The following is a 24,687-nucleotide window of genomic DNA, read 5'->3' as shown; positions in this document are numbered from 1 at the left end:
AGTCCGATTCCAGAAACCTCCCGGGAATGTTCGCTCACCTGCGGTATACCGGGAGGCAGGCGGCGGGTCGAATTTTGTTCTGCGTATCGAGCGCAACCGCCAGGTGCCTGGAAGCCATCAGAGGACAACCGGAAAGCGCCGAAAAAACGGCCTGAGTTATTTCGTTAGTCTCGATTCAGTCCATCAGGACTCATGAATTAAAGGACTAATGAAATGACACAGGAAAAAACCATGAACAGCACTGACAACCTCGATTACATCGCCGCCTGCGAGCTGGCTGAATGCCCTCCTTTGTTGGCCGCCTATGCGGCCGCAGCAACCCCCGGGTTACTTGAGGCACGTGACGTCACTGACGCAAACTCCGGCAATGAAGGCGCGGTGGTCGCAGGCAGTCTGCTGGCATTTGCCAGCGGTATCTCGGCGCAGAGCAAGCAGGACGTCATGAATTCCTTTCTGTTCGCCACCCTCGTGGCCAACAAGGCGTTCAGCTCTGAAACCCAGGGCGATCAGTGGTATGACAAATTCAACGAAGTGCTCTCGAAGGTGGGCTGGCTTTCCACCCAGTGGAGCTATGCGCGCTATCGTGCTACCCAGCAGCGTTTCACCATGGACGAAGTCGGTCTGGAAATCCTCGGTTCGGCCATTACAGCTGCCGCGTTGCCCGGACCTGCATCGCTGCTGATGCTCAAGGTGGCTGCAGATGCCATCGCCGCGTTGAAAGCCAAAAAAGAACCCCTGCGCCTGTTCGAGAACCAGACCAAGTCACACCGTGGCGGCAGCTTCCGTATCGCCTCCTGTATCGAATCCGAGGACAACATTGTGAGTCTGGCTATGGCAGCAGTCAGTTTTCAGGCTGACAGCGACGTCACCAACGTGCTGTTCTGGGAGTGGCAGGACACCAGTGTCCAGACCTGGAAAGGCGAGGACAGCCTGTTGCTCAACACGGCTCTGTATGCGCGCCATCGCGACCTGATCGAGCAACGGCTGGATGATAACGCCAGTCGTGCGATCGCAGAGTTCGACATCTGATCGGAGTGTTGGCGGAGGTACGTGCTACCTCCGCTTCCGGGATAAAAGGAATTTTCCCATGAAGCAGGAATTGGATGCCGTAGTCGTCAATGCGGGTTGTTTGATGTTTTTCCCCGAGCCGCAGCCGGTCTCCCTGAAAAACGATGTGCTGGACTCGATGCTGTACGTGCAGTTGGCCGCATCGAAGCAACACTCAAAGTTTGCCGAACCCGAAAAATGGAATGAAACCCGTCTCGCCGCAGCGCAGCGTTTCGGCTGGTTGCCGAGTGCCAACGAACATGTCAGCCAGCCTTTGCCGGCAGAGTCTGCCGAAACGGTATGGAGTTGCATGGCGCGCGCGCTTGCACCCTTCGTGTCAGCCGACACTCTGCTGCAGGCAGAGTCGTTCATGCGCAGGGTGGGCAATCAGTCCGTCGGCAGCGAAGCGCTTGATCTGCTGCGCAGTCAGACCGTACAGAGCGGTTTGAATCACGCAGGAAGATTGCAGGTCAGCGTGGTTCTGCAAATGGCGTTCGTCGACACCCGGCAGAACCTGAAGCTGGCGCAGTTTCAGTTCGCCACGCGTCAGCCGTTGCCATCCGCTTTTCTTTTCGAGGTCATCGAGCCAAAGAATATCTACGGCAACATCGCTGTGACCGTCTATGCGATGCAACTGTTCGAACAGGTCTATTCACAGTTTCGCGATGGCATCGATACCGCGCTGTCGAGCAAGCGCGCTGGTCTGATCATGTCGCTTGGGGGCAGTCCTGATGTCTGATCCGAATGAAGCCCTGTTGACCGGTGCCAGCCTGCTGTCCTTCGCCGACAATGTCGAACCTGATTTGCGCCAGGACATAATCGATTGTCTGCACCATGCCAAACTGGTCGCAGATGATCGCCATTCTTTCAGGGGAAACTGGCGTGCATGGCTGGATGTTTACCAGCGCTCGATTGCCGCCACGGGCGGTTCGCATGGCGCCGGGATCAACGATGCGCGTTTGAAGATTCACAGTTTCAGTGACATTGGCAGCTTGCAGCTTCCAGTGTTCGATAATGCTGGCGAGCTTCGCCAGCTATATCGCAGTTCGCTCGACAGGCTACTGAGCAGTGATCATGCGAAGACGTTTTTCAGCAGTTGGTTTACGTCCGGACGTTCTGAAAGCTTTCAACTCATACCGTGTTCAATGCACAGCGAAGACGAGGTAACGATCCTGTTGTGCAGCCTGCAGATGACGACCATAGCGTTGAGACCCGCGCTTTATTTTTGGCAGGTTCTTGGCGGAGAAATGCAGGTGCATGTCGTTGGTACTGCATTCCGCTTCAGTCGCCAGAGCTTCGAGCCTTTTCGCCAGGTTGTGCAGGACACCCTGGCTGATCGTGCCGCAGCCGAAATCATCAGTCTTTAGCAATCTGGACAAGCCCATGGAAGGGAGTAACGCAAATGAGTGCAGACACAGGCAATGCGGCCTATCTGGGCACTATCCCCAGTATGGTGGCGTTCCTGCCCGGGCTTGCGAGCGAGGAGCGCACGGATATTCAGAACGTGCTTCTGGACGCCCAGTTGTTCGCAGACAGGCAGTTTGATTTCAAGGCCCAATGGGGCAGCTGGATGCATTACTACCGCAGCCGCCTCAAGGCGCGCGGTATACAGCAAAAGGGTGTGGTCCTGGGTGACTCACTGGTGGTGAGCAGTGCCGACGATTTGTTGGACGCGACGTTCAAGGTCAGCCATCCTGCGGACCGCAAACGTCTTGGCGGCCTGGTGCAGCGCGCTGTCGCAGCGTTGGGAGTGAATCAGGCAGCAGAGTCGTACTTTCAAAACGGCTTCGATCAGGGACGTCTGGGCAGTTTTCAGGTCGTGCCCTGCGAAAAGTATGAACCTGATCGAGTCCTTCTGTTGTTGTGCAGTCTGCATCTCAGCGTGGACGAGTATGCGGCAGGTAGCCGACGGCTGCTGTTTCACTTCAAAGGTGGCAGTTACACGTTTGACAGTAAGGCGTATGCAGCACACCGTGACGAGGTGATGGATTATCTGGACGGCAGGGCGCAGGGGCTGGTGCGCGCTGCAAGTATCTGAATCCGGTCAGGGCAGCAGGTAGCCCCGGATGCCGGTGAAGATGATTTGCGCGGCCAGCGCACAGACGAACAACCCCATCAAGCGGCTGACAATCTGCAAACCCTGATCGCCGAGGATTCGTTCGATACGGTTGGAGAGGTAAAGCACGACGCCTACGGTCAGGCTGGCCAGCGCAATACTCAGGATGGCGGTGAGTTTGTCGTCCCAGTGGGGCTGACTGACGCCCATGACCAGCAGCGCACCGATCGTGCCGGGGCCGACGGTAAGCGGGATGGTCAAAGGAACGATGGTCACATCCTGCTGGATATTGTCGGTCTGCACCGCCGACTTGCCCTGGGCCATGCCCAGTGCCGATATGAACAGCACGCTGCCGGCACCAATCCGGAACGCATCCACGGTGATGCCGAATACATCGAAAATCACGCGTCCGAACAGATAGAGCAATACGCTGGAAACCAGTGTCGCCAGTGCCACCTTCCAGGCCAGGCGTCGCTGTTCCTTGCGCGAGTGACCACGCGTGAGGCTGATGAAGCAGGAAAGAACGAAAAACGGGCTGTAAAGCACCAGCATTTTCAGATAGACGCTGAACAACACGTGAAGCATGGCTTCGACTCACAGCAGCAGGTGGATGGCATCGCCAGTCTATCAGGCCACAGGCCTTTCCCGTCGCTGTCAGTTTTGCCGATAGTGCTCGCCGTCCGACGTCAGCCCGCGGGCCTTGTCACGGTGCGCCACCCAGTGCTCCACCAGCTCGCGCAACTGGGACAATTCGATGGGCTTGGCCATGTGGCCGTCCATGCCGGCCTGGCGCGCGCGGTCCTTGTGCTCGGTGAGAATATGCGCGGTCAGTGCAACGACCGGGGTACGTACACGCTGATTGCCGACTTCCCAGGCGCGCAATTGCTCGGTGGCCGAGAAGCCGTCGAGTATCGGCATCTCGCAGTCCATCAACACCAGGTCATAACGCTGCGCCTTCATGGCACGTAACGCCTCTTCGCCATTACTCGCGGTATCGGGGTTGAGGTTGAGCTTGCCGAGCATGCCGCGGATGACCTTGGTCGAAATGCTGTTGTCTTCGGCCACCAGAATCCGGAAGTCGCCAGGGACGTTGACCGGCGGAGTCACGACCGGGCCAGGCTTGTTCGACACGACACCCTTGTTCAACTGAGTCAGTTCATCGGCCAGCGTGGTCTTGAGCGTGTAGCCTGCCACCGGTTTGGCCAGAATGCGCTTGATGCCGGAGTTGCGCGCGATGATCTTGCTGGGCGCATTGCTGATGCCGGTCAGCATGATCAACAGAATGTCGTGATTCAGGCTTGGATCTTCCTTGATCTTGGCGGCCAGTTGCATGCCGGTCATGCCTGGCATGTTCTGATCGAGCAGGACCACATCGAAATAGTCGCGCAGGTGCGCCTTGGTTCTGAGCAGGGCCAGTGCCTCCTTGCCGGACGCCACTGCGCTGACATTCAGGCCCCAGGCGCTGCATTGCTGGACCAGCACTTTGCGGCACGTGTCGTTGTCGTCGACCACCAGCACCCTGGCGTCTTTGAGCGGGCTGTCCAGATCGATGGTCGGCTGTTCAAGCAGCTTTGCGTCCAGCGGCAGGTTCAGCCACAGCGTATTACCTTGCGCACCCGTGTTCTGAATGCCGAACTCGCCATCCATCAGTACGATCAACTGACGAGCGATCACCAGCCCGAGGTGGCCGCCGAGCCGGCTGCTGGCCAGGAAGTTACGGCTGTGCAGTTCGGCGTGCAGCAGCTCTTCACGCTCTTCGTCGGAAAGCGATTCGCCGCTGTCCTGCACCGAAATACGCAGCCGCGTATTGCCGCTTTTCGATGACTCAAGGGATACGGCCAGCAGAATTTCCCCTTCGTCGGTCTTCTTCAGGGCATTTTCCAGCAGGCTCAGCAATGTCTGGCGCAGGCGAGTCGGATCACCATTGATGACACGTGGCACCTGCGGCTGGATCTGGCTGATCAGTTCGACCTGTTGCTGCTCGGCCTTGGCGCGGAAGATATTCAGGCAGTCCTCGACCAGCGCGCCGATGTCGAACTGCACGTCGTCCAGTTCGATCTGCCCTGACTCGAGCTTGGTGATGTCGAGAATCTCGTTGATCAGCGTCAGCAGTTCGTTACCGGCACTGTGGATGGTCTGCACGTAATCGCGCTGCTTGACCGACAGCGGGGTGCCGAGCAGCAGCTCGGTCATGCCCAGCACGCCATTCATCGGGGTGCGAATCTCGTGGCTGATCTTGGCCAGAAACTCGGCTTTGGCGTTGATTTCGGCGGTGCTGGCCGCCTGATCGCGGCTGATGCTGAAACGGTCTTCGGTGATGCTGCGATGGCGCTCGCTGAGCGCCAGGCTCATCAGCACACCGCTGATGCAGAACACGCTGAGCAGCGCCAGTATCAGCCATTGCGGCGGCACCAGGCTCAGCCACAGCAGGCCGGGCAGGACCACCATGTAGCCGATATTGAAGGTGATCATCCCCAGGACAAACAGGCGCGCCGAGCGATAGCCCTTCTGCCAGTGCCACATCGACACCGCCAGAATGCTCAATGTCGTCAACGAGACCAGGCCGAACGTCAGGAAATTGATCGGCAGCTTTTCGTCGAACAGCACCAGCAGGGCGCCGATCCCCATGAGCACCGCGTTGCCCAGCAACAGGCGATCGAGCTTGCGGGCATTGCGGTGGACGAAGAAACAGTAGGTGTAGATCAGGCCTGCGACAGCGGCCAGCAACAGTGCCAGGTGCGCGCTCGGGGTTTGCGCGATATTCCACGGGTCGATCGGGCGCAGCAGGTTGAGGAGCAACAGGGCACTGAGCCCGAGTAACGATTCGCAGGCGGCCAGCCACAGATTGCTGCGCGACCGGGTGTGCCCGTAACGCGTCAGGTTCTGCACGATCAGCATGGACAGTGCGCCAAACAGCAGCCCGAACAGCAATGGCTGAGTCTCATTGGCGGCGCTTGCGATGGCCGGTTCAAGGGTAATGCTGGGGCGCATTTTCTGCGCGGAGACCAGCCTCAGGTAGATATCCAGCGGGGCCGAGCTTTGCGGAACCGGCAGCAGGAAGTCGTTGGACGGCAGTCGCTGATCTTCAATCGGTACGTCATTGCCCGTGCGTACATGATCAATCTGTCGATCGCCGTCCATGACATACATGTCGGCGCTGGAAAGATCCGGGGCGAAGATGCGCAGCAATTGCTCGTGCTGGGTCGGTTGCAGGCGGTAGTGCAGCCATAATGCGCTGTCGCGATCCGCAGCCGTGACACGTTCCAGCTCGATGGGGCTGAATTGATTCTGATAGCGCGCCGAGCGGATTTCATCCAGCGTCAGGTGGGCCTTTTCGTCGAGCAGCGTCGACCAGCCTGCACCATGCTCGGCCTGTGCCGAAAGCATGAACAGCAGAGTCAGCAGTCCGACGGTTGAGGCTATGGCAATCCTGAGCCAGCGCACAATGAAATCCCTTCGTGAGTGAATGCCTGGTAAAAACCGCGAATACCGGAGCAACCGGCCAGCCTCTGTTTGAAGAGGCTGGTCCGATCGATTATTCCTGGTCTTCGCCACGCTCACGGGCAATGGCTCGGTAGCCAATGTCCTTGCGGTAGAAACACCCTTGCCAGTCGACTTTTGCGGCCAGCGCGTAGGCATTTTCCTGCGCGTTGCCCACGCTGTCACCCAGTGCTGTGGCACACAGTACACGACCACCGCTGGTCACGACACGCTCATCCTGCAAGGCTGTGCCTGCATGGAAGATCTTGCCTTCGAGCTGTGCCGCTGCGTCCAGACCTTCGATGACCGCGCCTTTGGCGTAGTCGCCAGGATAACCCCCGGCGGCCAGCACGATACCCAGACTCGGGCGCGGGTCCCACTGTGCTTCGATCTTGTCCAGCGCCTGCGCCAGTGCAGCTTCGACCAGCAGTACCAGGCTCGATTGCAGACGCAGCATGACCGGCTGGGTTTCCGGGTCGCCGAAGCGGCAATTGAACTCGATGACTTTCGGGTTACCCGCTTTATCGATCATCAGACCAGCATAGAGGAAGCCGGTGTAAACGTTGCCTTCATCGGCCATGCCCCTGACGGTCGGCCAGATAACCAGGTCCATGACACGTTGATGAACCTCGGCGGTGACCACCGGGGCAGGGGAGTAGGCACCCATGCCGCCGGTGTTCGGCCCGCTGTCGCCGTCGCCGACGCGCTTGTGGTCCTGGCTGGTGGCCATGGGCAATACATTCTTGCCGTCGACCATGACAATGAAACTGGCTTCTTCGCCATCGAGAAACTCTTCGATGACAACGCGCGAACCGGCGTCGCCAAAGGCGTTGCCAGCCAGCATGTCACGTACGGCGTCTTCGGCTTCTGCCAGGGTCATGGCGACGATCACGCCCTTGCCTGCGGCCAGGCCGTCGGCCTTGATGACAATAGGCGCGCCCTTTTCACGCAGATAGGCCAGGGCAGGCTCGATCTCGGTGAAGTTCTGATAGTCGGCAGTAGGAATCTTGTGGCGCGCCAGGAAGTCCTTGGTAAACGCCTTGGAACCTTCGAGCTGCGCAGCGCCGGCAGTCGGGCCGAAGCAGTCCAGGCCACGGCTGCGGAACAGGTCGACGACGCCTGCAACCAGCGGTACTTCAGGGCCGACGATGGTCAGCGCAACGTTCTTTTCAGCGAAATCCGCCAGTTGTTCCAGTGCCAGAACGTCGATGGCCACGTTCTCGCATTTGGCCTCGATCGCCGTGCCCGCATTGCCCGGTGCGACAAACACCTTCTGCACGCGCGGGTCCTGGGCGACTTTCCATGCCAGGGCGTGTTCACGACCGCCGCTGCCAATGATCAAAATATTCAAAAACAGACTCCTTTGGAGTAGCTACAAGCTGTTAGCTACAAGCTGCAAGTAAACGCGGGTGGTCAGCTTGCTTGCAGCTCATGGCTTTGAATGGTTAATACGCTAGGCTTTAGCTTGAAGCTTGAAGCTTGAAGCTGCCTTTAGTGCCTGAAATGGCGCATGCCGGTAAACACCATCGCGATGCCGGCTTCGTCGGCCGCAGCGATCACTTCATTGTCACGCATCGAGCCGCCTGGCTGTATGACAGCGGTGATGCCGACCTTGGCCGCGTTGTCGATGCCGTCACGGAACGGGAAGAAGGCATCGGAGGCCATGACCGCGCCCTGAACCTGCAGCCCGGCGTGTTCAGCCTTGATGGCAGCGATACGTGCCGAGTTCACGCGGCTCATCTGGCCTGCACCGACGCCGACGGTCTGGCGGTTGCGGGCGTAGACGATGGCGTTGGACTTGACGTACTTGGCGACTTTCCAGGCGAAGATCAGGTCATGCATTTCCTGTTCGGTCGGCGCACGCCGGGTGACGACCTTGAGGTCGGCTTCGGTGATCATGCCGATGTCACGGCTCTGTACCAGCAGGCCGCCATTGACACGCTTGTAGTCCCACGCAGGCAGGCGCTCGCTCCACTGGCCGCTGGTCAGCAGGCGTACGTTGGCTTTGCTGGCGACGATGGCGCGGGCTTCGGCGCTGACGCTCGGTGCGATGATCACTTCGACGAACTGACGCTCGACGATGGCCTTGGCGGTTGCAGCGTCCAGCTCGCGGTTGAAGGCGATGATGCCGCCAAATGCCGACTCGGAGTCGGTGGCGTAGGCCAGTTCGTAAGCCTGACGAATGCCGCCTTCATCATCCGGGCAGACCGCCACACCGCAGGGGTTGGCGTGCTTGACGATCACGCAGGCCGGTTTGACGAAGCTCTTGACGCATTCCAGTGCGGCATCGGTATCGGCTACGTTGTTGAACGACAGCTCCTTGCCTTGCAACTGGGTGGCGGTGGCGATGCCGACCTCGGCAGGTTTGGCTTCGACGTAGAACGCGGCACTCTGGTGCGGGTTCTCGCCGTAGCGCATTTCCTGAGCCTTGACGAACTGGGTGTTGAAGGTGCGCGGGAACTGGCTGCGGCCTTCGGTACTCAGGGTTTCGGCGGTCTGGTCGACGCCGCCCAGGTAGTTGGCGATCATGCCGTCGTAGGCGGCGGTATGCTCGAACGCCTTGAGCATCAGGTCGAAGCGCTGGGCGTAGGTCAGGCCACCGGCCTTGAGGCTTTCCAGGACCTGGCCGTAATCGCCGGCATTGACCACGATGGCGACGTCCTTGTGGTTCTTCGCCGCGGAGCGGACCATGGTCGGGCCGCCGATGTCGATGTTTTCGATAGCGGTGGGCAGGTCGCAGCCCGGCTTGGAGACAGTGGCTTCAAACGGGTACAGATTGACCGCAACCAGATCGATCGGCTTGATGCCGTGCTCGGTCATGATGGCGTCGTCTATGCCGCGACGACCCAGAATCCCGCCATGGATCATGGGGTGCAGGGTCTTGACCCGGCCGTCCATCATTTCGGCGAAGCCGGTGTAGTCGGCCACTTCGACTGCCGCGACGCCGTTGTCCTTGAGCAGCTTGAACGTACCGCCAGTGGAAAGAATCTCGACGCCCAGCGCTTCAAGCTCGCGGGCAAACTCAAGGATTCCTGTCTTGTCGGATACGCTGATCAGAGCGCGGCGGATCGGCAGGCGGGTAGTCTGGTCGGTCATCTCGATTTCCATCAAAAGCAAAAGAAGTCAGCAAAAAAAAGCGACCGCGGTGCAAGGTCGCCTTTTCTGTTTTGAATGCTTTAAAGCAGATCGTACTGTTTGAGTTTCTTGCGCAGCGTGCCGCGATTGAGCCCCAGCAGCTCGGAGGCCTTCGTCTGGTTGCCCTTGACGTAGTTCATCACGCTTTCCAGAAGCGGAGCCTCGACTTCCGACAACACCAGGTTGTAGACGTCAGTGACGGATGCGCCTTCGAGGTGGGCGAAATAATTGTGCAGCGCCTTCTCGACACTTCCGCGCAGGGTCTGACCCTCTTCGCTCGGCGTGTTGAGGTGCTGTTTCAAATTGACGTTGTCGCTCACGGGTGTTGTTCCACTCACTAAAGTCTCGGTCATCATCGTCATGCGGCCACCTCTTTATCATTCTCGTTATCCGGGCCCTTGCAGCCTTGGCTGAAGAACTCCCGGACGTTGGCGCACTGTGCTTCCGTATCTTCCAAACGATTGAAGTGGGCGCGAAACTCTCTGGCGCCCGGCAGCGTTGCGAGATACCAACTGACGTGTTTGCGTGCAATGCGCACGCCCATCACGTCTCCATAGAAAACGTGGAGCGCTGCCAGATGCTCAAGCAGAATGCGTTCCACTTCACTCGACTGCGGCGCCGGGAGTGTTTCTCCGGTGCGCAGGAAGTGTTCTATCTCGCGAAAAATCCAGGGACGCCCCTGTGCGGCCCTGCCAATCAGTAATCCGTCTGCACCGGTAGCCTTCAGCACGTGCCGGGCCTTTTCCGGTGAATCGATGTCGCCATTGGCAAAGACCGGTATCGACACGGCCTGTTTGATCTGGGCGATGGTGTCGTACTCGGCCTCGCCGGTGTACAGGTCGGCACGGGTTCGCCCGTGTACCGCCAGTGCCTGAATACCTGCCTGCTCGGCGATTTTCGCCACTGTCAGGCCATTTCGGTTGTCGCGATCCCATCCGGTGCGGATCTTCAGCGTGACCGGTACATCGACCGCAGCCACGACGGCCTGCAGGATGTCGTTGACCAATTGTTCGTCTTTCAACAGCGCCGAGCCAGCCGCCTTGTTACAGACTTTCTTGGCCGGGCAACCCATGTTGATGTCGATGATCTGGGCACCCAGTTCGACATTGGCACGTGCTGCGTCTGCCAGCATTTGCGGATCACCACCGGCGATCTGTACCGAGCGCGGCTCGGGATCACCTTCGTGGATCATGCGCAGACGCGATTTGCGGCTGTTCCACAGGCTCATGTCACTGGTGACCATCTCCGAAACCACCAGGCCGGCACCGAGTCTTCGGCACAGCTGACGGAAAGGCTGGTCGGTGACGCCCGCCATCGGGGCGAGGATCAAGCCGTTTTGCACTGTATATGGGCCGATGCGTACTGCCGACATAGCCTTACCTGTTGTGGAGGCCAAATCATCTGCAGGCCGTGTAAAAACCGTTTCACCCGGTCTGCAACGGCTCATCCCGCCAGCCGCATGCGCCACCGTCAGAACGAACCGAGAGTTTGAAAAAGGGTTGGCATGATACCCGCTCTCGATGACTGGATAAAGGCTGAATTGGATAAAATCTGAACAGCTCGTACCCGTGCTCGACGAGGCTGGTCAGAGGGTGTTTTGTAGCGAAATTTCTGCGATCGTGCAGTGTTATTTGCTGAAAACAGCGTGTAAAGATGCAGTCTTGACCGACGCCTGGGCGTCGGGTGTGTCATTCCGGCGAGCGGAAGTTCAGGCTGTAGTTCACGGCCTTGGCGCCAGGATCAAGGATATCCAGCGCAATATGGATCGGCGTCTGGGGTGGCATCTCTTCCTTGCCGGCCATTTCGCCGCTCAGGTATTCGCTGGGCTTGAACCGACGACTGGCAATCAACTGACCGCCGGTATCGGAAAAGCGCAGCTCCAGCAGCGGAAACGGCTGGGAAAACGAGGCGCGGTTGTAGATGATCGCATCGACCACCAGCGCCCCCTGAAACTCCGGGTGGCTGCGCACGACCAGGTTGCTGCTCTTGAGCTGGGAAATGTCGACCTTGCTCGGCACCTTGCAGCCAACCTGCGGGCAAATCTGCTGAAACAACGGGCGATATTGATCCTGGCGTGCCAACTGATCGAAGTGGTACCAGACGTACTGTCCTGCCAGGCCCGCCAGCGCCAGTACGATCAACAGGCCCCAGGCCAGGCGTCTGCCCCAGCGTGGTTTGGGCCGTTGCCAGTCCAGCTGTAAAGGATCGTCGGTCAGATCAAGAAGTGTCTGGTCGCGCACTGCCGGTTCGTTGCGGCTGCGCTTGCCCCGGGTTTCAGGCTCCGGCTCATGGTCGTGGTCTTCATCATCGTCATCCACCGCTGACCAGCGCTCGACCTTCTCGGCAGGCGGGGCTTTGCGCTGAATGATGACCGGCATCGGCGGCTCGTCATCGTCCAGATCCTTGTCCAGTGACAGCGACGGCTCGGTGCGTTTGTCGTCCTCCGGCGGCTCCGCAGCTTCTGCAGGGTCGGTATCCGCGATAACCTCGGCATGCAGCTCGGGCAGTTGCTCGACATCATCGTTATGCAGCGTATCGACCCATGCCGCTTCGTCGCTCTGACGACTGTCACGCTTCGCAGTCAGGCTCACATCGTCGTTGCCGATATCGCTGACGGGGCGGGCAAAGGTGTCAGGCCTGCGGGTCTCGCGTTGTTCGAGGCGAGCCAGTTCTTCGTCCAGATTGAGATTGTCCAGATCCAGTTCGCTGACCTGCCAGGGGTCGTCCTCTTCGGGCGCCTTTTCCGGCTCCGGCTGAGGCTTCAGCTCGGGCTCGGGAACTGGCGTCGGCAGAAACTCCGGTTCGGGCAGGGCTGCGACCACCGGCGAGGCGGGCAGGGCCTCTTTCTCGGCGTCATCGCTGGCGCGTTGCTCGAGCAACTGCCGTGCTGCGTTGAACACCTGCAGGCAGGCTCCGCAACGCACCACGCCACGGGCCACGCTCAGTTGAGCGTGACTGACTCTGAAACTGGTCTGGCAGTGCGGGCACTGGGTGACGAAACTGTCGGTCATGCGGCTGTCCGGTTGAAGCGGCGGTTAACGGCGGCGACCCGTGATGCGTACCCAGCCATCTCGGTTTGCGATCGGGTCCAGCTCAAAACTGTCAGCATAGGCTGCCGCGACTTCCTCACCCTGTTCGGCGAGGATGCCTGACAGCGCCAGGCGTCCGCCGGTCCTGATCAGGGTCGCCAGTTGCGGCGCCAGGGAAACCAGCGGGCCAGCCAGAATGTTGGCGACCAGCACGTCGGCCTGCTGGTGTGGCAGATCCTCGGGCAGGTACAGTGGGAAGCGTTCGGCCGCGATATTGTTGCGTCCGGCATTGTCACGAGACGCTTCCAGTGCCTGTACGTCGATATCGGTGCCGACAGCCTGTTCGGCACCCAGCAGCAGTGCGGCGATGGCCAGAATGCCCGAGCCGCAGCCGAAATCCAGCACGTTGCAGCCGTCGAGGTCCTGGCCATCCAGCCACTCGAGGCACAGCGCGGTGGTCGGGTGGGTCCCGGTGCCGAACGCCAGGCCCGGATCGAGCAGCAGGTTCACGGCGTCCGGTTGCGGTGCGGCATGCCAGCTCGGCACGATCCACAGGCGCTTGCCGAAACACATCGGCTGGAAGTTATCCATCCAGCTGCGTTCCCAGTCCTGATCTTCGATGACTTCGGCGCTGTGCTCGGGCAATTCTTCGCCGGTCAGCAGGCTCAGGTGCGCCAGGGCCATCTCGGCATTGGTGTCGGCTTCGAACAGCGCCAGCAGGTGGGTGTGTGCCCACAGCGGCGTGGTATTGAGTTCGGGCTCGAAAATCGGCTGGTCTTCGGCGTCCATGAATGTCACGGACACGGCGCCGACTTCAAGAAGGGCGTCTTCGTAGGTTTCGGCTTGTTCCGGGCTGATGGCGAGACGGACTTGCAGCCAAGGCATGGCGGATTACCTTCGATTTGGAAATAAGTGTGGCTAGTAAGGCCAGTGCGGCCGCAGGAAGCGGGCAAGTTTACTGCTATGCGCTGCAAACAACAAAGCCGCATCACTGCGGCTTTGTCGTTGTGAAGCAGACTGGCTTATTGATTGGCCAGTTTGTGCTCCAGGTAGTGGATGTTGACTCCGCCTTCGCAGAAGCCTTCATCGCGGGTCAGGTCGCGGTGCAGCGGGATGTTGGTCTTGATCCCGTCGACCACGATTTCGTCCAGGGCATTGCGCATGCGTGCCATGGCTTCTTCGCGGGTCGCGCCCCAGGTGATCACTTTACCGATCAGCGAGTCATAGTTGGACGGTACCTTGTAGCCGCTGTACAGGTGCGAATCGACCCGTACACCGTTGCCGCCCGGTGCGTGGAAATGCTTGACCAGACCTGGGCTTGGCACGAAGGTCTTCGGGTCTTCGGCGTTGATCCGGCATTCCAGCGCATGGCCCTTGATGACCACGTCATCCTGGGTATACGACAGTTTGTTGCCGGCGGCGATGCTGAGCATCTCCTTGACGATGTCGATGCCGGTGACCATTTCCGAAACCGGATGCTCCACCTGAACACGGGTGTTCATTTCGATGAAGTAGAAACGACCGTTCTCGTACAGGAACTCGAACGTACCCGCACCGCGATAGCCGATATCGATACACGCCTTGACGCAGGCAGCCAGAACATCCTCGCGCGCCTTTTCATCGATGAACGGTGCCGGCGCTTCTTCCAGAACCTTCTGATGGCGGCGCTGCAGCGAGCAGTCACGATCGCCCAGGTGGATGGCCTGGCCCTGACCGTCGGAAATCACCTGAACTTCCACGTGACGTGGGTTGGTCAGGTATTTTTCCAGGTAGACCATCGGGTTGCTGAACCAGGCGGCTGCTTCGGCGCGGGTCTGGGAAGCGGCTTCGATCAGGTCTTCTTCGCGATGAACCACACGCATGCCGCGACCACCACCGCCACCGGCGGCCTTGATGATCACCGGGTAACCGACTTCACGACCAATGCGCAGAGCGGTGGCTTCGTCTTCCGGCAGCGGGCCGTCGGAACCGGGAACGGTCGGCACGTTGGCCAGCTTCATGGCGTCCTTGGCGGAAACCTTGTCACCCATCAGGCGAATGGTGTCTGCTTTTGGACCGATGAAGGCAAAGCCGGATTTTTCGACCTGTTCGGCGAAGTCGGCGTTCTCGGCGAGAAACCCGTAACCCGGGTGGATCGCGGTGGCGCCGGTCACTTCGGCAGCCGAAATGATCGCCGGAATGTTCAGGTAGGACAGATTGGCCGGTGCCGGACCGATGCAGACGGTTTCGTCTGCCAGGCCCAGGTGCATCAGCTCGCGATCTGCGGTGGAGTGTACAGCGACGGTCTTGATGCCCAGTTCTTTACAGGCACGCAAGATGCGCAAGGCAATTTCGCCGCGGTTGGCGATCAGAACTTTTTCCAACATCGCAGGCTCTCCCCGGGTCAAACGATTGTGAACAGCGGCTGGTCAAACTCAACCGGCTGACCGTTTTCTACCAGGATGGATTCGATCACACCGCTGGTTTCTGCCGTGATGTGGTTCATCATTTTCATCGCTTCGACGATGCAGATGGTGTCGCCTTGCTTGACGGTCTGGCCGACTTCGACGAATGCAGGCGAAGTAGGCGCCGGGGTACGGTAGAACGTACCGACCATTGGCGACTGGACCACAAAGCCGTTCAGTTTCGGAGCCGATGGCGCTTCTGGAGCGGCCGCAACCGGTGCTGCTGCAGGAGCCGGAGCCGCTGCAGGCGCAGCAACCGGAGCCGGTGCGTAGTAAGGCTGTGCCGGCGTCTTGCTGTGACGGCTGATCCGTACGGATTCTTCGCCTTCACGGATTTCCAGCTCGTCGATGCCGGACTCTTCCAGCAATTCGATCAGTTTCTTGACTTTGCGAATATCCATTAATCAACTCCCAAGGTTCTGTAAGGGCAATGTGTCGGCCGGCTCAAGCCATATGGTCAGCTTCAGGCTGGACTCGTCATGGCTTGGCACTGGCGGCCAGTTGTTCCAGGGCGGCTTCCAGGGCCAGTCGGTATCCACTGGCACCCAGGCCACAGATCACTCCTACAGCGACATCTGAAAAGTAGGAGTGATGGCGGAAAGGTTCGCGTTTGTGCACGTTTGATAAATGCACTTCGATGAATGGGATGCTCACTCCCATCAGCGCGTCACGTATTGCAACGCTGGTGTGCGTAAAAGCGGCCGGATTGATCAAAATAAAATCCACACCCTCGCCGCGGGCAGCGTGAATGCGGTCGATCAGTTCGTACTCGGCGTTGCTTTGCAGATACATCAGATGGTGACCGGCATCGCGAGCGCGCTGCTCCAGGTCCTGATTGATCTGAGGCAGGGTGATAGTGCCGTAGACCCCGGGTTCCCGAGTGCCCAGCAGGTTCAGGTTGGGTCCGTGAAGGACCAGGATGGTCGCCATTGCGTGTTCCTTTTATTGTCTGCGAGCGGTTTACGCCCGGCGACTATGCCGGAAGGGCAATGGACTGTCCAGTTAACAACAGTAGCCAGCACAATGAGCGATATTCGCGCAAAGTTTGTGACTCAGGTGTCAGTTTTGGTCATTGGTGCTGTTCAGACGCTCAATCAGGCCTGCTGCGTCGATTTCGCCGATAACCCGCACAGTTTGCCGTTCTTCGCCGTTTTTATCGAAGAAAAGCAGCGCTGGCGGGCCAAACAGCTTGTACCGGTCGAGCAGAGCGCGTTGCTCTGCGTTGCTGTCGGTCATGTCGAAACGCACCTGTTTGTAACCCGACAAGCGGGCGACCACACCCGGGTCAGGCAGGACTTCGTGTTCGATGACCTTGCAACTGATGCACCAGTCGGCATACCAGTCCAGCACCAGCGGTTTGCCCTCGCGCTGGGCTTCCTGCATCACACGGTCCAGTTCGGCGGAGGTGGTGATCGTCTGCCACTGTGACGCGACCGGAGCTGCTGCCCCGTTATTTGCCGTGACGTATTCGCGACCCAGCGGGCGCATGGGGTCGGTCTGCCCGGACAGCGCGCCGTACCAGCACGCCAGCGCATAGACCAGCAGCGCCAGCCCCAGCAACTGGGCGAGTTTTTGCCGTGTGGTTTTGATGTTGAATTCCAGCGCACCGAGAAACAGCGCGACACCGGCCGACAGCAGACCCACCAGCAACAACGTGACCTGTCCTGGCAGCACGCGGCTCAGCAGGCCGATTGCCAGTCCCAGCAGCAGCACACCGATGGCATTTTTGACCGTCACCAGCCAAGGGCCGCTTTTCGGCAGCCATGTGGCACCACCGGTTGCGATCAGCAACAGCGGCGCGCCCATGCCCAGCCCCAGCGCAAACAGTTTCAGAGCGCCGCCGAGCGCATCGCCGCTGGCGCTGATGTACAACAGCGCACCGGCCAGAGGCGCCGATACGCAAGGTGACACCAACAGGCTGGAGACCACGCCCAAGACCGCTGCCCCCCACAAGGAACCGCCCTGGGTCTTGCCGGCGATACGGTCCAGGCGAGAGCTGATGGACTGCGGCAGGCGCAGTTCGAAAGCGCCGAACATGGCAATGGCGAAGATCACGAAGAATGCCGAGAACGGCACCAGTACCCAGGCCGATTGCAAGCGCGCCTGCAGGTTAAGGCCTGCACCGAACACGCCCATCAGCGCGCCCAGCAGGGCAAAGCACGCCGCCATCGGCAGTACATAAGCGAGAGACAGGCTCAGCCCGCGCAATCCGCCTACCTGACCGCGCAGTACCACGCCGGACAGAATCGGCAGCATCGGCAGTACACACGGGGTAAAGGTCAGGCCTACGCCGGCGAGAAAAAACAGCGCCAGTTCTTTCCAGCTCCAGGCTGCTGTGGCGGCGGGTGGGGTGGCAGAGGCTTGCTCGGCCGGGCTGGCGGCCACATCACCAATGCTCAAGCGCTCGGTTTCAGGTGGATAGCACAAGCCCTTGTCGGCGCAGCCCTGGTACGTGACGGCGAGGGTGAAGGGGCGCTGTTCACCGGGTTTGCGTGGCAGGTCGATATCGAGAATGCCATGATAGACCTCGACATCACCAAAGTACTCGTCGTGTTTCTGCTCGCCCTTGGGCAGTTGCGCTTGGCCAAGGCCGATGTCGGCAGGCTCGGTGCGGAACTGGAAGCGGTGGCGATACAGGTAGTAGCCGTCGGTAGCGACCAGCCTCAGTTTGATCGACTCCGGCGTCGTCTCGATCAGGCTCAACTGAAAGGCCTGACGCACAGGCAGGAAGTCCTTGCTGTTATCCAGCGAGCCACCGCCCAGGGTGGATGAGGGACGGCTGTCCAGCAGACCGGCGCCGGAGGCGGGCAGGGCCAGGATCAATAGCAGCAGGCATAACAAACGGCGCATGGCAGTCTCGAAGATCGAAAGTCCGCGCATGATAACGGAGTGCCCGGCGGCCTGCCGAGCGCAGGTTGTAAGAGTGGGTGTCAGCAGGCCCACTATCGGTTCGGAATTATTTCTTGCCCGAGGAAAAGCTGCCGCCAGCCTCCTGATCGTAAAAATCCGGGATCTTGTACTTATAGGTGTCCAGCCAGCGTTGCAGACTGAGGTCGCGTTCTGCAGCGGTATTGACCTGCGGCGTCGGCGAAGCCGCCTTGCCGCTGGCCTGAAGCTGCAGCCAGGTCTCGGTCTGCCGGGTTTCAGAAGGCGAAGTTTCATGGTTGTCCGCCCAGGCATCTCCTGCGCTCAACAGCAGTACACACCCGGTGAGTATCATGCGCTTCATGGTCGTACCTCCTGGGGCTGACGATCATTTTCCCCTGTCAGGCTCGCAATGGGCCGTGCAGATGCTCGCGGAGCGGCAAGGGGCTTTCTCAATTGCTCGGCGCGCGCCTGGGCATCGGTCACCTGTTCAGGCGTCAGCCCGGCCCGCGACGCCAGTTCGGCGGCCTGCGTCCAGTTGTTCTGATAGATCAGCAGCGTGGCAAGGTTCACCGCTGCCAGCGAGTCCGATTGTTTGAGCTCCATGGCCGTCAGGAACTGAAAGCGTGCCTGTTCCAGTTTCAGCTGATTGAGGTAGACGACGCCCAGGTCATTACGGATCTTTTCATCGGTCGGTTGCAGCTTGCTGGCCATCAGCAGGTGTTGCTGTGCCAGCGCGTTGTCACCACGCGCCGCAGCCAGTTGCCCGAGGCCATGCTCACCCTCGGCTGCCCGGCAGGTGCCCAGCAGGCTGCGGTACAGAGGCTCTGCCTCGTTGCTGCCTAATAGCCGCAACACCCGGGCCTTGCGCAAGCGGACTTCGCCCAGGCTGTCGGGCAAGCCTTCCAGGTTGGCAAGGCTGGCATGCAGCCGGCCTTCATCGGCCATGTTCTGAGCCAGATTCAGGGAGAACTCCTGATCCGAGGTCAGCTTGGGGCACTGACCCGCCTGAGCCGTGGTCTGCGTCCAGAGGGGGCGACCATCACTGGCGCATCCGCCCAGCAACAGCAGCCCGAGTAGTACGATCACTGGTTTCATTGCAATGCGTCCTTTCGTGCACAGATAATACCGGGTCAACTGCCCAGTGCGCGGCTTATTGCCATAAATCCGGGCCCGGCCAGCACAATCAGCAGGGCGGGGAACAGAAACACCATCATGACCACCGACATTTTTGCCGAGAGTTTGGAAATGTATTCCTGCAGGCGGGTCAGGCGTCGGTCGTCGATCAGTTGCTTGAGCGTGAGCAGGGACTTCAATGCGCCACCGCCCTGATGAATCAGTTGATTGAGGATCACACAGGTGTCGCTCAACTCGTCGACGTCCAGTACAGCGGCGGTTTTTCTCAGTTCTTCACCCAGTTCCAGACCGGAATCGACGCGCGTCAGCACCACGCGGATTTCCTCGGACAGTACCGGCAACAGGTCTTTACCTTCGTTGCTGAGCACCCGAAGCGCCTGCTCGACCGCCATGCCGGACTCGAACAGGATGCGCAGCAACGGGATAAAGGTAGAGATTTCCACCACCACTTGTTTCTGACGGCGCCGAGCCACGCTCGCCAGAATCCGCTTGGGCAGCAGATAGCCGGCGCCCAGGGCAAAGATAGGCGCGATGAGCGGTTGCTGGACGCCTTTGAAAAACAGCATCTGGCCGAGGATGGCCACGACCATCAGGCCGACCGGAACGCCGACCTGGCAGGCTGCGAACAACGAGCGTTTGCTGGCGCGCCGCCAGCCGATGCGGTTGAGCAGTATCTGGGTTTCCGAATCCAGGCTGATACTGCGCTGCCCAATGCGCGTATCGCCGAGCAACCGCAACAGGCTGCCGATGCGGCTCTCGCGGATCACCTGGCCCCTCAAGCGTCTGGCCACCAGGCGTTCATTGCTACGTTGACGGGCTATGCCTGACAACAGCAAAAATGCGGCAGCGGCAAGCATCATGGCGGCGAATAACAGTTCCATCTCAAATGCTCCTCAACATGCGCCACAACACCACGCACCCCGTGACCTGCAGGGCGAAGGCCACGCTCAGCATGATCTTGCCGCTTTCGTCGTCCCACATATGCAGCAGATAGCTGGGGTTCACCGCCAGAAAGTAACCGGCCATGCTGATCGGCAGCAGCGCCAGCACCACGGCAGTCATTCGGGTTTCGCCGGTCATGGCGCGCAATTGGCGACCGGCCTGTTCCCGATCACGAATCAGCTTGATCAGGTTTTCCATCAGCTCGCTGGCATTGCCGCCGTAGCGGTGATTGACCCGCAAGCCGATGGCGAACAGGTGAAACTCATCGCGCTCATACAGTTCGGCAAAGTCCCTTGCCGCATCCGGCAGGCTGACCCCCAGTTGTACGTTACGCTCGATCCGGCTCATGCCGTCCTTGAGCGGCTGGTCGGTGGCGTCGATGCCGTGCAGCACTGCGTCGGCCAGGGTTCTGCCGGACTTGAGGCTGCGCACGGTATGGTCGAGCAATTGCGGCAGTTGCTGGATCATGCGGCGCACGCGCACCTCATAGCGCCACGACACGAACACTCGCAGTGTCAGAGGTACCGCCAGCAGCACGCTGAGCGCACCGACGACGCCGGTCGTTGCGTAGCCGATCAGTATCAGCAGCGCATACAGCGACAAGGTCAGGCCCATGCGTTTGGTCGGCTGTCCCAGCCCGGCGCGCAAAAAGGCCCGATCCAGGTAGCTCCAACCGGTCTTTTCAGCCACGGGCTGCACTTGTCCGGCCATCAGCCGCTGCCGGACCCGTTCACTGGCTCCCTGATTGAGCGCCAGGTAGAACATGCGAATGGACGCAATAAACAGCAGCAAGGAGATCAGGCCCAGTACCAGAGACGCACTCATGCCGACTCCTTGAGCATGTCAGTAGCCAGGCCGCAGCTTGTCGCCAGCAGCGTGGGCCGCTTCGCGCATGAAACCGACCCCGGTGCGGCGATCAACGCGAAACAGGGTATTGGTGACATAGATGTCATCGCGGATGCCGACCACTTCCACCACTTCACTGACACAGCGGCGCCCGTCAGGCAGGCGCGTCAGCTGGATAATCACATCCAGTGCCGCGCAGACCATCTGGCGCAGGGTCTTTTCCGGGATCAGCCGCCCGGTCAGGCCCACCAGCGTTTCCAGACGCAGCAGGGCATCCTGTGCATTGTTGGCGTGCACGGTACTCATCGAGCCGTCGTGGCCGGTGTTCATCGCCGTCAATACGTCCAGCACTTCGACGCCGCGAATCTCACCGAGGATGATGCGGTCCGGGCGCATCCGCAGCGAGTTGCGGATCAGGTCGCTGGCGCGCACCTCGCCATGCCCTTCGGCGTTGGGCGGGCGGGTTTCCAGGCGCACCACATGCGGGTGGCTGAGCTGCAGCTCGGCGACGTCCTCGATGGTCACCAGACGCTGATGGCTGTCGATCAACTGGCTCAGCACGTTGAGCATGGTGGTCTTGCCCGTGCCGGTGCCGCCGCTGACCAGAATGTTGCAGCGTTTGCCAACGGCCTCCTGGAAGAACTCGAAAATCGACTGATCGATGGTCTGCATGGCCACCAGGTCGGCGCTCTTGAGCATGTCCTTGCGGAATTTCCGGATCGACAGGCAAGGGCCGTCCAGCGCAATGGGCGGAATGATGGCGTTGACCCGGCTGCCATCGGGCAGGCGTGCGTCGACCATCGGTGAAGACTCGTCCAGACGCCGCCCAAGGGGTGCCAGGATGCGTTGCATCACGCGCTCGACGTGGTGCGAATCGATAAAGCGCAGGTCGGTGTGGTGCAGCACGCCATCGCGCTCGACAAAGACCTTGCCTGGCCCGTTGACCAGAATTTCCGTCACCGAGGTGTCGCGCAGCAGCACTTCCAGCGGGCCGAAGCCGGTCAGTTCGTCGACCAGTTCTTCAGCGAGGCGCTCCATTTCGTAACGTGAGATGGCCAGCCGCAGCCGTGCGACGTATTCGGCCACCTTGTCGATGACGAACTGCGCCAGGGCCGGTCGTGAGCCTTCGAGCAGGCTTTTGCCGCTTTCTTCCATGCCGTCGATGATGTAACGGTGCAGCACCAGTTTCAGGCCTTGCCCGTCGTCAGGCTTGCCTTGCGTACGCGATGAGACGCCAAACAGTTTCTCCGCCATTACCGGTTCCCCCACAGTCGAGCGAGCCAGCCCTGATCGGCTTTCTCGCGAGCCTCGGTATGCCGTGCCAGATGCTCGCCAAGCCGCCGCAGCCCGGAGCACAGCGCGTCGCGTGACGCCAGTTCGAACAGTGTCACGCCCTGATTCTTGGCGTTCAGGCGCAACTCCGGCGCAAGCGGCAGTACCGCCAGCACCGGCAGGCCGAAGGTTTTGCTCACGGTTTCGGAATTGGGCGCGACCGAGCGCTGATAACGATCGACCAGCAGGCCGGCGTGCTGCATTTTCATGCCTTTTTCGCGCCAGTTGTTGAGTACCGTCAGGTTGCGTCGACAGCCCAGCACGCTCTGGTCGGTGTACCACAGCAACTGATCGCAATGGCTGACCAGCGAGCGCAAGGCCTCGCTGTCCGGCTGACCTACCAGGTTCACCACCACATGCTGAAAATGCTGGCGCAGCGCGCTGAGCAGCATATAAAGCTCGGCGGCACTGGACTGTTCCAGATGATCGTCGGCTTCGCTGTAAGCCAGAATGCGCAGGCCGCTTTCGCTGGTGGTGAAAGCACTGTCGATCAGCGTTGCATCGAGCCTGCGCAAGTGGCGCAGGGCGTCACCGAAGCTGAAGGTCGACTCAAGACCGAGCATCAACAGGCTGTCGCCGCGTGGCAGGCCGAGGTCCAGCAGCAGCGTACGCTGCCCGCTCTTGTGCACGACCATCGCCAGGTGCGTCGCGATCAAGGCCCCGTCGTCATCGCTTTGTACGCCGTACAGCACCGACAGGCCGCTCATGTTCGGGTTGGGCGTCACGGCGGGCAGGCGCTTGCTCAGGCGTCTGACCAGACCGGCGACCTCACTGGAGCGAGAGCCATAGGCAACGAAGTCCCTTGCCCCTGCGCGCATGGCATTGAGCACCAGCTGGTTATCCATGCCATCGCCGAGCGCAACGATGGCCAGCATCGGTTTGGCTTCCAGCGCACTTTCGATCAGGGCGCTCTGGGTCATCAAATGCTCACGGTCCAGGCCGACGAACACCACGCTGGCGAACGTCACGTCCACCAGCGCCAGCAGGTCGTCGAGGCTGCCCGTACCGGCACTGACCACCTGGCCCAACGAACCCAGGGCACTTTGCAGCCACTCCAGGTCGGTATTGTTACGGGTGATTGCCAGGAAGGTCTGGCTCAGGCTCTGGCTCATTTGGATAACCCGTCGCGGCGGTCGAAATCGCCGTTTTCCAGAAAATACAGGCGCGGGAAGCTCGGGTCATAGGTGCGCAGTGCCTCACCCGGCAGCGACGGCAGCCGGGCGTTGGCGGCCAGTGGCTGGACCAGATGCGGAGTGACGATCATCAGCAGTTCGCGCTCGTCGCGCTGGATTTGCGAGCTGCGGAAAAAGGCACCGAGAATCGGGATGTCGCCGAGGCCGGGAAACTTGTCCACCGAACCGCTGTTGCTGGAACTGATCAGGCCGCTGACCACGAAGCTCTCGCCGTCGGCAAGCGCAATGCTGGTATCGGTACGGCGGATGTTGAGTGCTGGCACGGTGGTCCCGGCGATGGTGATACCGGCCGAGAAGTCCAGCTCGCTGACTTCCGGCGCGACCTTCAGCAGAATCCGATCCCGGCCCACGACAGTCGGGGTCAGGGTCAGGCGCACGCCAAACTCCTTGTACTCGATGGAGATACCGTTGCCTTCACCATTGGGCACCGGCACCGGGAATTCGCCGCCGGCCAGAAAGCTCGCGCTTTGCCCGTTGAGGGCGACCAGGCTGGGGCGTGCCAGGGTGTAGGCGTAGCCGCTGTTTTCCATGGCGTTGATCATGCCCAGCACCTTGCTGCTGCCACCGCCCCAGACGATATTGAAATTGCTGTTGTTCAGCGGAATGCTCGGCGTTATGCCGCCCACAGCGCCAGGTGTGACGTTGACGCCCGGTACCGTGCCGGGCGCGCCGAACAGAAAGTTGCTCGAGCCCTTGCCGAAGATCGAGGTACTGGCTTCCTTGAGCTTGGTGCGGCTGACTTCGATAAAACGGATGTCGGTCTGCACCTGGCTGGGTAACTGCGCATCGGCAGACGGCGCGGTGACACTCTCGACCATGGCGGTCGTCGCCCGGCCACGCACGAAGACCATGCTCTGGCGCGGCGCGCTTGCGCAGGCCGTCCAGACCATCAGACTGGTCGTCCCCTGTGCGACGCCGGTCAACAGAAAACCGTCGGTGCCGTTGACGTGCACGTCGGCGATTTTCGGATCACCCACGGCGATGCGGGTGATGGGTACCGCAGAGCGGACCTCCTGTTGAATGCCCTGGTCGATTTCCACGGCCGCCGGCATCGCGGCAAGGCCGGCACAACTGCCCGAAGCGGCCCACGCGCCTGGCGCGCACAATGTCGCGATGGCTAACGCCAGCAAACGGGGTTTTATAACTGGCACGGAACAACAGCTCATCAAATGCAATCCTTG

At 60.4% G+C, this 24,687-nt stretch carries 23 protein-coding genes; 4 read left to right on the top strand and 19 right to left on the bottom strand.

Annotated elements, in window-relative coordinates:
- Nucleotides 1-213 precede the first annotated feature (213 nt).
- From KBY08_RS13315 to KBY08_RS13300, 4 genes are read left to right on the top strand one after another with little or no spacing between them, the layout of a single operon-like run.
- Nucleotides 214-1,029 carry a hypothetical protein gene (locus KBY08_RS13315; protein ID WP_032654269.1) on the top strand — a complete coding sequence of 272 codons (816 nt, stop codon included), beginning with the start codon at nt 214-216 and terminating at the stop codon, nt 1,027-1,029.
- A gap of 58 nt (nt 1,030-1,087) precedes the next feature.
- On the top strand, nt 1,088-1,786 hold the full coding sequence (locus tag KBY08_RS13310; RefSeq protein ID WP_024642383.1) for a hypothetical protein: 699 nt from the start codon (nt 1,088-1,090) through the stop codon (nt 1,784-1,786).
- Nucleotides 1,779-2,414, top strand: a complete 636-nt coding sequence (locus KBY08_RS13305) for a hypothetical protein (protein WP_011269011.1) — start codon at nt 1,779-1,781, stop codon at nt 2,412-2,414. The genes KBY08_RS13310 and KBY08_RS13305 overlap by 8 nt, the downstream gene beginning before the upstream one ends.
- A gap of 35 nt (nt 2,415-2,449) precedes the next feature.
- The gene (locus KBY08_RS13300; protein ID WP_024652315.1) at nt 2,450-3,085 is read left to right on the top strand and encodes a hypothetical protein; all 636 of its coding nucleotides are present in this window, start codon (nt 2,450-2,452) and stop codon (nt 3,083-3,085) included.
- 6 nt (nt 3,086-3,091) lie between these two features.
- Here KBY08_RS13300 and KBY08_RS13295 read toward each other — a convergent pair whose 3' ends face one another.
- The 19 genes from KBY08_RS13295 to KBY08_RS13205 form a co-directional block, all read right to left on the bottom strand.
- Nucleotides 3,092-3,688, bottom strand: coding sequence for a MarC family protein (locus tag KBY08_RS13295; protein ID WP_003313945.1), 597 nt, complete (start codon nt 3,686-3,688; stop codon nt 3,092-3,094).
- Nucleotides 3,689-3,757: 69 nt separating this feature from the next.
- Nucleotides 3,758-6,547: a hybrid sensor histidine kinase/response regulator RetS gene (retS, locus tag KBY08_RS13290; RefSeq protein WP_003399691.1), complete on the bottom strand. Its 2,790-nt coding sequence runs from the start codon at nt 6,545-6,547 to the stop codon at nt 3,758-3,760.
- Nucleotides 6,548-6,638: 91 nt separating this feature from the next.
- Complete coding sequence (gene purD / locus KBY08_RS13285; protein WP_003399692.1) at nt 6,639-7,934, bottom strand: phosphoribosylamine--glycine ligase; 1,296 nt, start codon at nt 7,932-7,934, stop codon at nt 6,639-6,641.
- Nucleotides 7,935-8,074: 140 nt separating this feature from the next.
- Entirely contained in the window at nt 8,075-9,679 is a 1,605-nt protein-coding gene (gene purH / locus KBY08_RS13280) for a bifunctional phosphoribosylaminoimidazolecarboxamide formyltransferase/IMP cyclohydrolase (RefSeq protein WP_004412006.1), read from the bottom strand.
- A gap of 80 nt (nt 9,680-9,759) precedes the next feature.
- Nucleotides 9,760-10,080, bottom strand: coding sequence for a DNA-binding transcriptional regulator Fis (fis, locus tag KBY08_RS13275; RefSeq protein WP_002555375.1), 321 nt, complete (start codon nt 10,078-10,080; stop codon nt 9,760-9,762).
- The gene (gene dusB, locus KBY08_RS13270) at nt 10,077-11,090 is read right to left on the bottom strand and encodes a tRNA dihydrouridine synthase DusB (protein WP_003368840.1); all 1,014 of its coding nucleotides are present in this window, start codon (nt 11,088-11,090) and stop codon (nt 10,077-10,079) included. Before dusB ends, fis begins: the two co-directional genes overlap by 4 nt.
- Nucleotides 11,091-11,406: 316 nt before the next feature.
- Entirely contained in the window at nt 11,407-12,729 is a 1,323-nt protein-coding gene (locus KBY08_RS13265; protein WP_024652316.1) for a DUF3426 domain-containing protein, read from the bottom strand.
- 24 nt (nt 12,730-12,753) lie between these two features.
- The gene (prmA, locus tag KBY08_RS13260; RefSeq protein ID WP_024652317.1) at nt 12,754-13,632 is read right to left on the bottom strand and encodes a 50S ribosomal protein L11 methyltransferase; all 879 of its coding nucleotides are present in this window, start codon (nt 13,630-13,632) and stop codon (nt 12,754-12,756) included.
- A gap of 137 nt (nt 13,633-13,769) precedes the next feature.
- Nucleotides 13,770-15,113 (bottom strand): acetyl-CoA carboxylase biotin carboxylase subunit, encoded by a 1,344-nt coding sequence (gene accC / locus KBY08_RS13255; protein WP_003399697.1) that lies wholly within the window; start codon nt 15,111-15,113, stop codon nt 13,770-13,772.
- 17 nt (nt 15,114-15,130) lie between these two features.
- Nucleotides 15,131-15,592 (bottom strand): acetyl-CoA carboxylase biotin carboxyl carrier protein, encoded by a 462-nt coding sequence (gene accB / locus KBY08_RS13250; protein WP_011269006.1) that lies wholly within the window; start codon nt 15,590-15,592, stop codon nt 15,131-15,133.
- A gap of 76 nt (nt 15,593-15,668) precedes the next feature.
- Complete coding sequence (aroQ, locus tag KBY08_RS13245; RefSeq protein WP_002555369.1) at nt 15,669-16,121, bottom strand: type II 3-dehydroquinate dehydratase; 453 nt, start codon at nt 16,119-16,121, stop codon at nt 15,669-15,671.
- A 129-nt stretch (nt 16,122-16,250) separates the two neighbouring features.
- A complete protein-coding gene (locus KBY08_RS13240; protein WP_263870080.1) occupies nt 16,251-18,041 on the bottom strand; it encodes a protein-disulfide reductase DsbD in 1,791 nt (596 codons plus the stop codon).
- A 106-nt stretch (nt 18,042-18,147) separates the two neighbouring features.
- The gene (locus KBY08_RS13235; RefSeq protein ID WP_003399719.1) at nt 18,148-18,420 is read right to left on the bottom strand and encodes a DUF3613 domain-containing protein; all 273 of its coding nucleotides are present in this window, start codon (nt 18,418-18,420) and stop codon (nt 18,148-18,150) included.
- A complete protein-coding gene (locus tag KBY08_RS13230) occupies nt 18,417-19,154 on the bottom strand; it encodes a hypothetical protein (RefSeq protein WP_103359821.1) in 738 nt (245 codons plus the stop codon). Before KBY08_RS13230 ends, KBY08_RS13235 begins: the two co-directional genes overlap by 4 nt.
- A 35-nt stretch (nt 19,155-19,189) precedes the next feature.
- Nucleotides 19,190-20,074, bottom strand: a complete 885-nt coding sequence (locus KBY08_RS13225; protein WP_104723102.1) for a type II secretion system F family protein — start codon at nt 20,072-20,074, stop codon at nt 19,190-19,192.
- 1 nt (nt 20,075) lies between these two features.
- Entirely contained in the window at nt 20,076-20,960 is an 885-nt protein-coding gene (locus KBY08_RS13220) for a type II secretion system F family protein (protein ID WP_111522217.1), read from the bottom strand.
- Nucleotides 20,961-20,978: 18 nt separating this feature from the next.
- Complete coding sequence (locus tag KBY08_RS13215; protein ID WP_003399726.1) at nt 20,979-22,235, bottom strand: CpaF family protein; 1,257 nt, start codon at nt 22,233-22,235, stop codon at nt 20,979-20,981.
- Nucleotides 22,235-23,425, bottom strand: a complete 1,191-nt coding sequence (locus tag KBY08_RS13210; protein WP_003399727.1) for an AAA family ATPase — start codon at nt 23,423-23,425, stop codon at nt 22,235-22,237. Before KBY08_RS13210 ends, KBY08_RS13215 begins: the two co-directional genes overlap by 1 nt.
- The gene (locus KBY08_RS13205; RefSeq protein WP_111522216.1) at nt 23,422-24,672 is read right to left on the bottom strand and encodes a type II and III secretion system protein family protein; all 1,251 of its coding nucleotides are present in this window, start codon (nt 24,670-24,672) and stop codon (nt 23,422-23,424) included. The genes KBY08_RS13210 and KBY08_RS13205 overlap by 4 nt, the downstream gene beginning before the upstream one ends.
- Nucleotides 24,673-24,687: the final 15 nt, after the last annotated feature.

The organism is Pseudomonas sp. P135, assembly GCF_020312125.1.
In the GTDB taxonomy this organism is placed as follows: domain Bacteria; phylum Pseudomonadota; class Gammaproteobacteria; order Pseudomonadales; family Pseudomonadaceae; genus Aquipseudomonas; species Aquipseudomonas fragariae.
This window is presented reverse-complemented; position numbering and strand designations above follow the sequence as displayed.

Bases quoted from the DNA above. Each gene is read 5' to 3' on its own strand.
- dusB (WP_003368840.1), bottom strand. From the start codon at position 11,090: ATGTCGGCAGTACGCATCGGCCCATATACAGTGCAAAACGGCTTGATC.
- KBY08_RS13295 (WP_003313945.1), bottom strand. From the start codon at position 3,688: ATGCTTCACGTGTTGTTCAGCGTCTATCTGAAAATGCTGGTGCTTTAC.
- KBY08_RS13300 (WP_024652315.1), top strand. From the start codon at position 2,450: ATGAGTGCAGACACAGGCAATGCGGCCTATCTGGGCACTATCCCCAGT.
- KBY08_RS13225 (WP_104723102.1), bottom strand. From the start codon at position 20,074: ATGGAACTGTTATTCGCCGCCATGATGCTTGCCGCTGCCGCATTTTTG.
- KBY08_RS13230 (WP_103359821.1), bottom strand. From the start codon at position 19,154: ATGAAACCAGTGATCGTACTACTCGGGCTGCTGTTGCTGGGCGGATGC.
- accC (WP_003399697.1), bottom strand. From the start codon at position 15,113: ATGTTGGAAAAAGTTCTGATCGCCAACCGCGGCGAAATTGCCTTGCGC.
- KBY08_RS13315 (WP_032654269.1), top strand. From the start codon at position 214: ATGACACAGGAAAAAACCATGAACAGCACTGACAACCTCGATTACATC.
- aroQ (WP_002555369.1), bottom strand. From the start codon at position 16,121: ATGGCGACCATCCTGGTCCTTCACGGACCCAACCTGAACCTGCTGGGC.
- KBY08_RS13310 (WP_024642383.1), top strand. From the start codon at position 1,088: ATGAAGCAGGAATTGGATGCCGTAGTCGTCAATGCGGGTTGTTTGATG.
- KBY08_RS13205 (WP_111522216.1), bottom strand. From the start codon at position 24,672: ATGAGCTGTTGTTCCGTGCCAGTTATAAAACCCCGTTTGCTGGCGTTA.
- KBY08_RS13235 (WP_003399719.1), bottom strand. From the start codon at position 18,420: ATGAAGCGCATGATACTCACCGGGTGTGTACTGCTGTTGAGCGCAGGA.
- KBY08_RS13210 (WP_003399727.1), bottom strand. From the start codon at position 23,425: ATGAGCCAGAGCCTGAGCCAGACCTTCCTGGCAATCACCCGTAACAAT.
- KBY08_RS13265 (WP_024652316.1), bottom strand. From the start codon at position 12,729: ATGACCGACAGTTTCGTCACCCAGTGCCCGCACTGCCAGACCAGTTTC.
- KBY08_RS13215 (WP_003399726.1), bottom strand. From the start codon at position 22,235: ATGGCGGAGAAACTGTTTGGCGTCTCATCGCGTACGCAAGGCAAGCCT.
- KBY08_RS13220 (WP_111522217.1), bottom strand. From the start codon at position 20,960: ATGAGTGCGTCTCTGGTACTGGGCCTGATCTCCTTGCTGCTGTTTATT.
- KBY08_RS13305 (WP_011269011.1), top strand. From the start codon at position 1,779: ATGTCTGATCCGAATGAAGCCCTGTTGACCGGTGCCAGCCTGCTGTCC.
- accB (WP_011269006.1), bottom strand. From the start codon at position 15,592: ATGGATATTCGCAAAGTCAAGAAACTGATCGAATTGCTGGAAGAGTCC.
- KBY08_RS13240 (WP_263870080.1), bottom strand. From the start codon at position 18,041: ATGCGCCGTTTGTTATGCCTGCTGCTATTGATCCTGGCCCTGCCCGCC.
- prmA (WP_024652317.1), bottom strand. From the start codon at position 13,632: ATGCCTTGGCTGCAAGTCCGTCTCGCCATCAGCCCGGAACAAGCCGAA.
- purH (WP_004412006.1), bottom strand. From the start codon at position 9,679: ATGACCGACCAGACTACCCGCCTGCCGATCCGCCGCGCTCTGATCAGC.
- fis (WP_002555375.1), bottom strand. From the start codon at position 10,080: ATGACGATGATGACCGAGACTTTAGTGAGTGGAACAACACCCGTGAGC.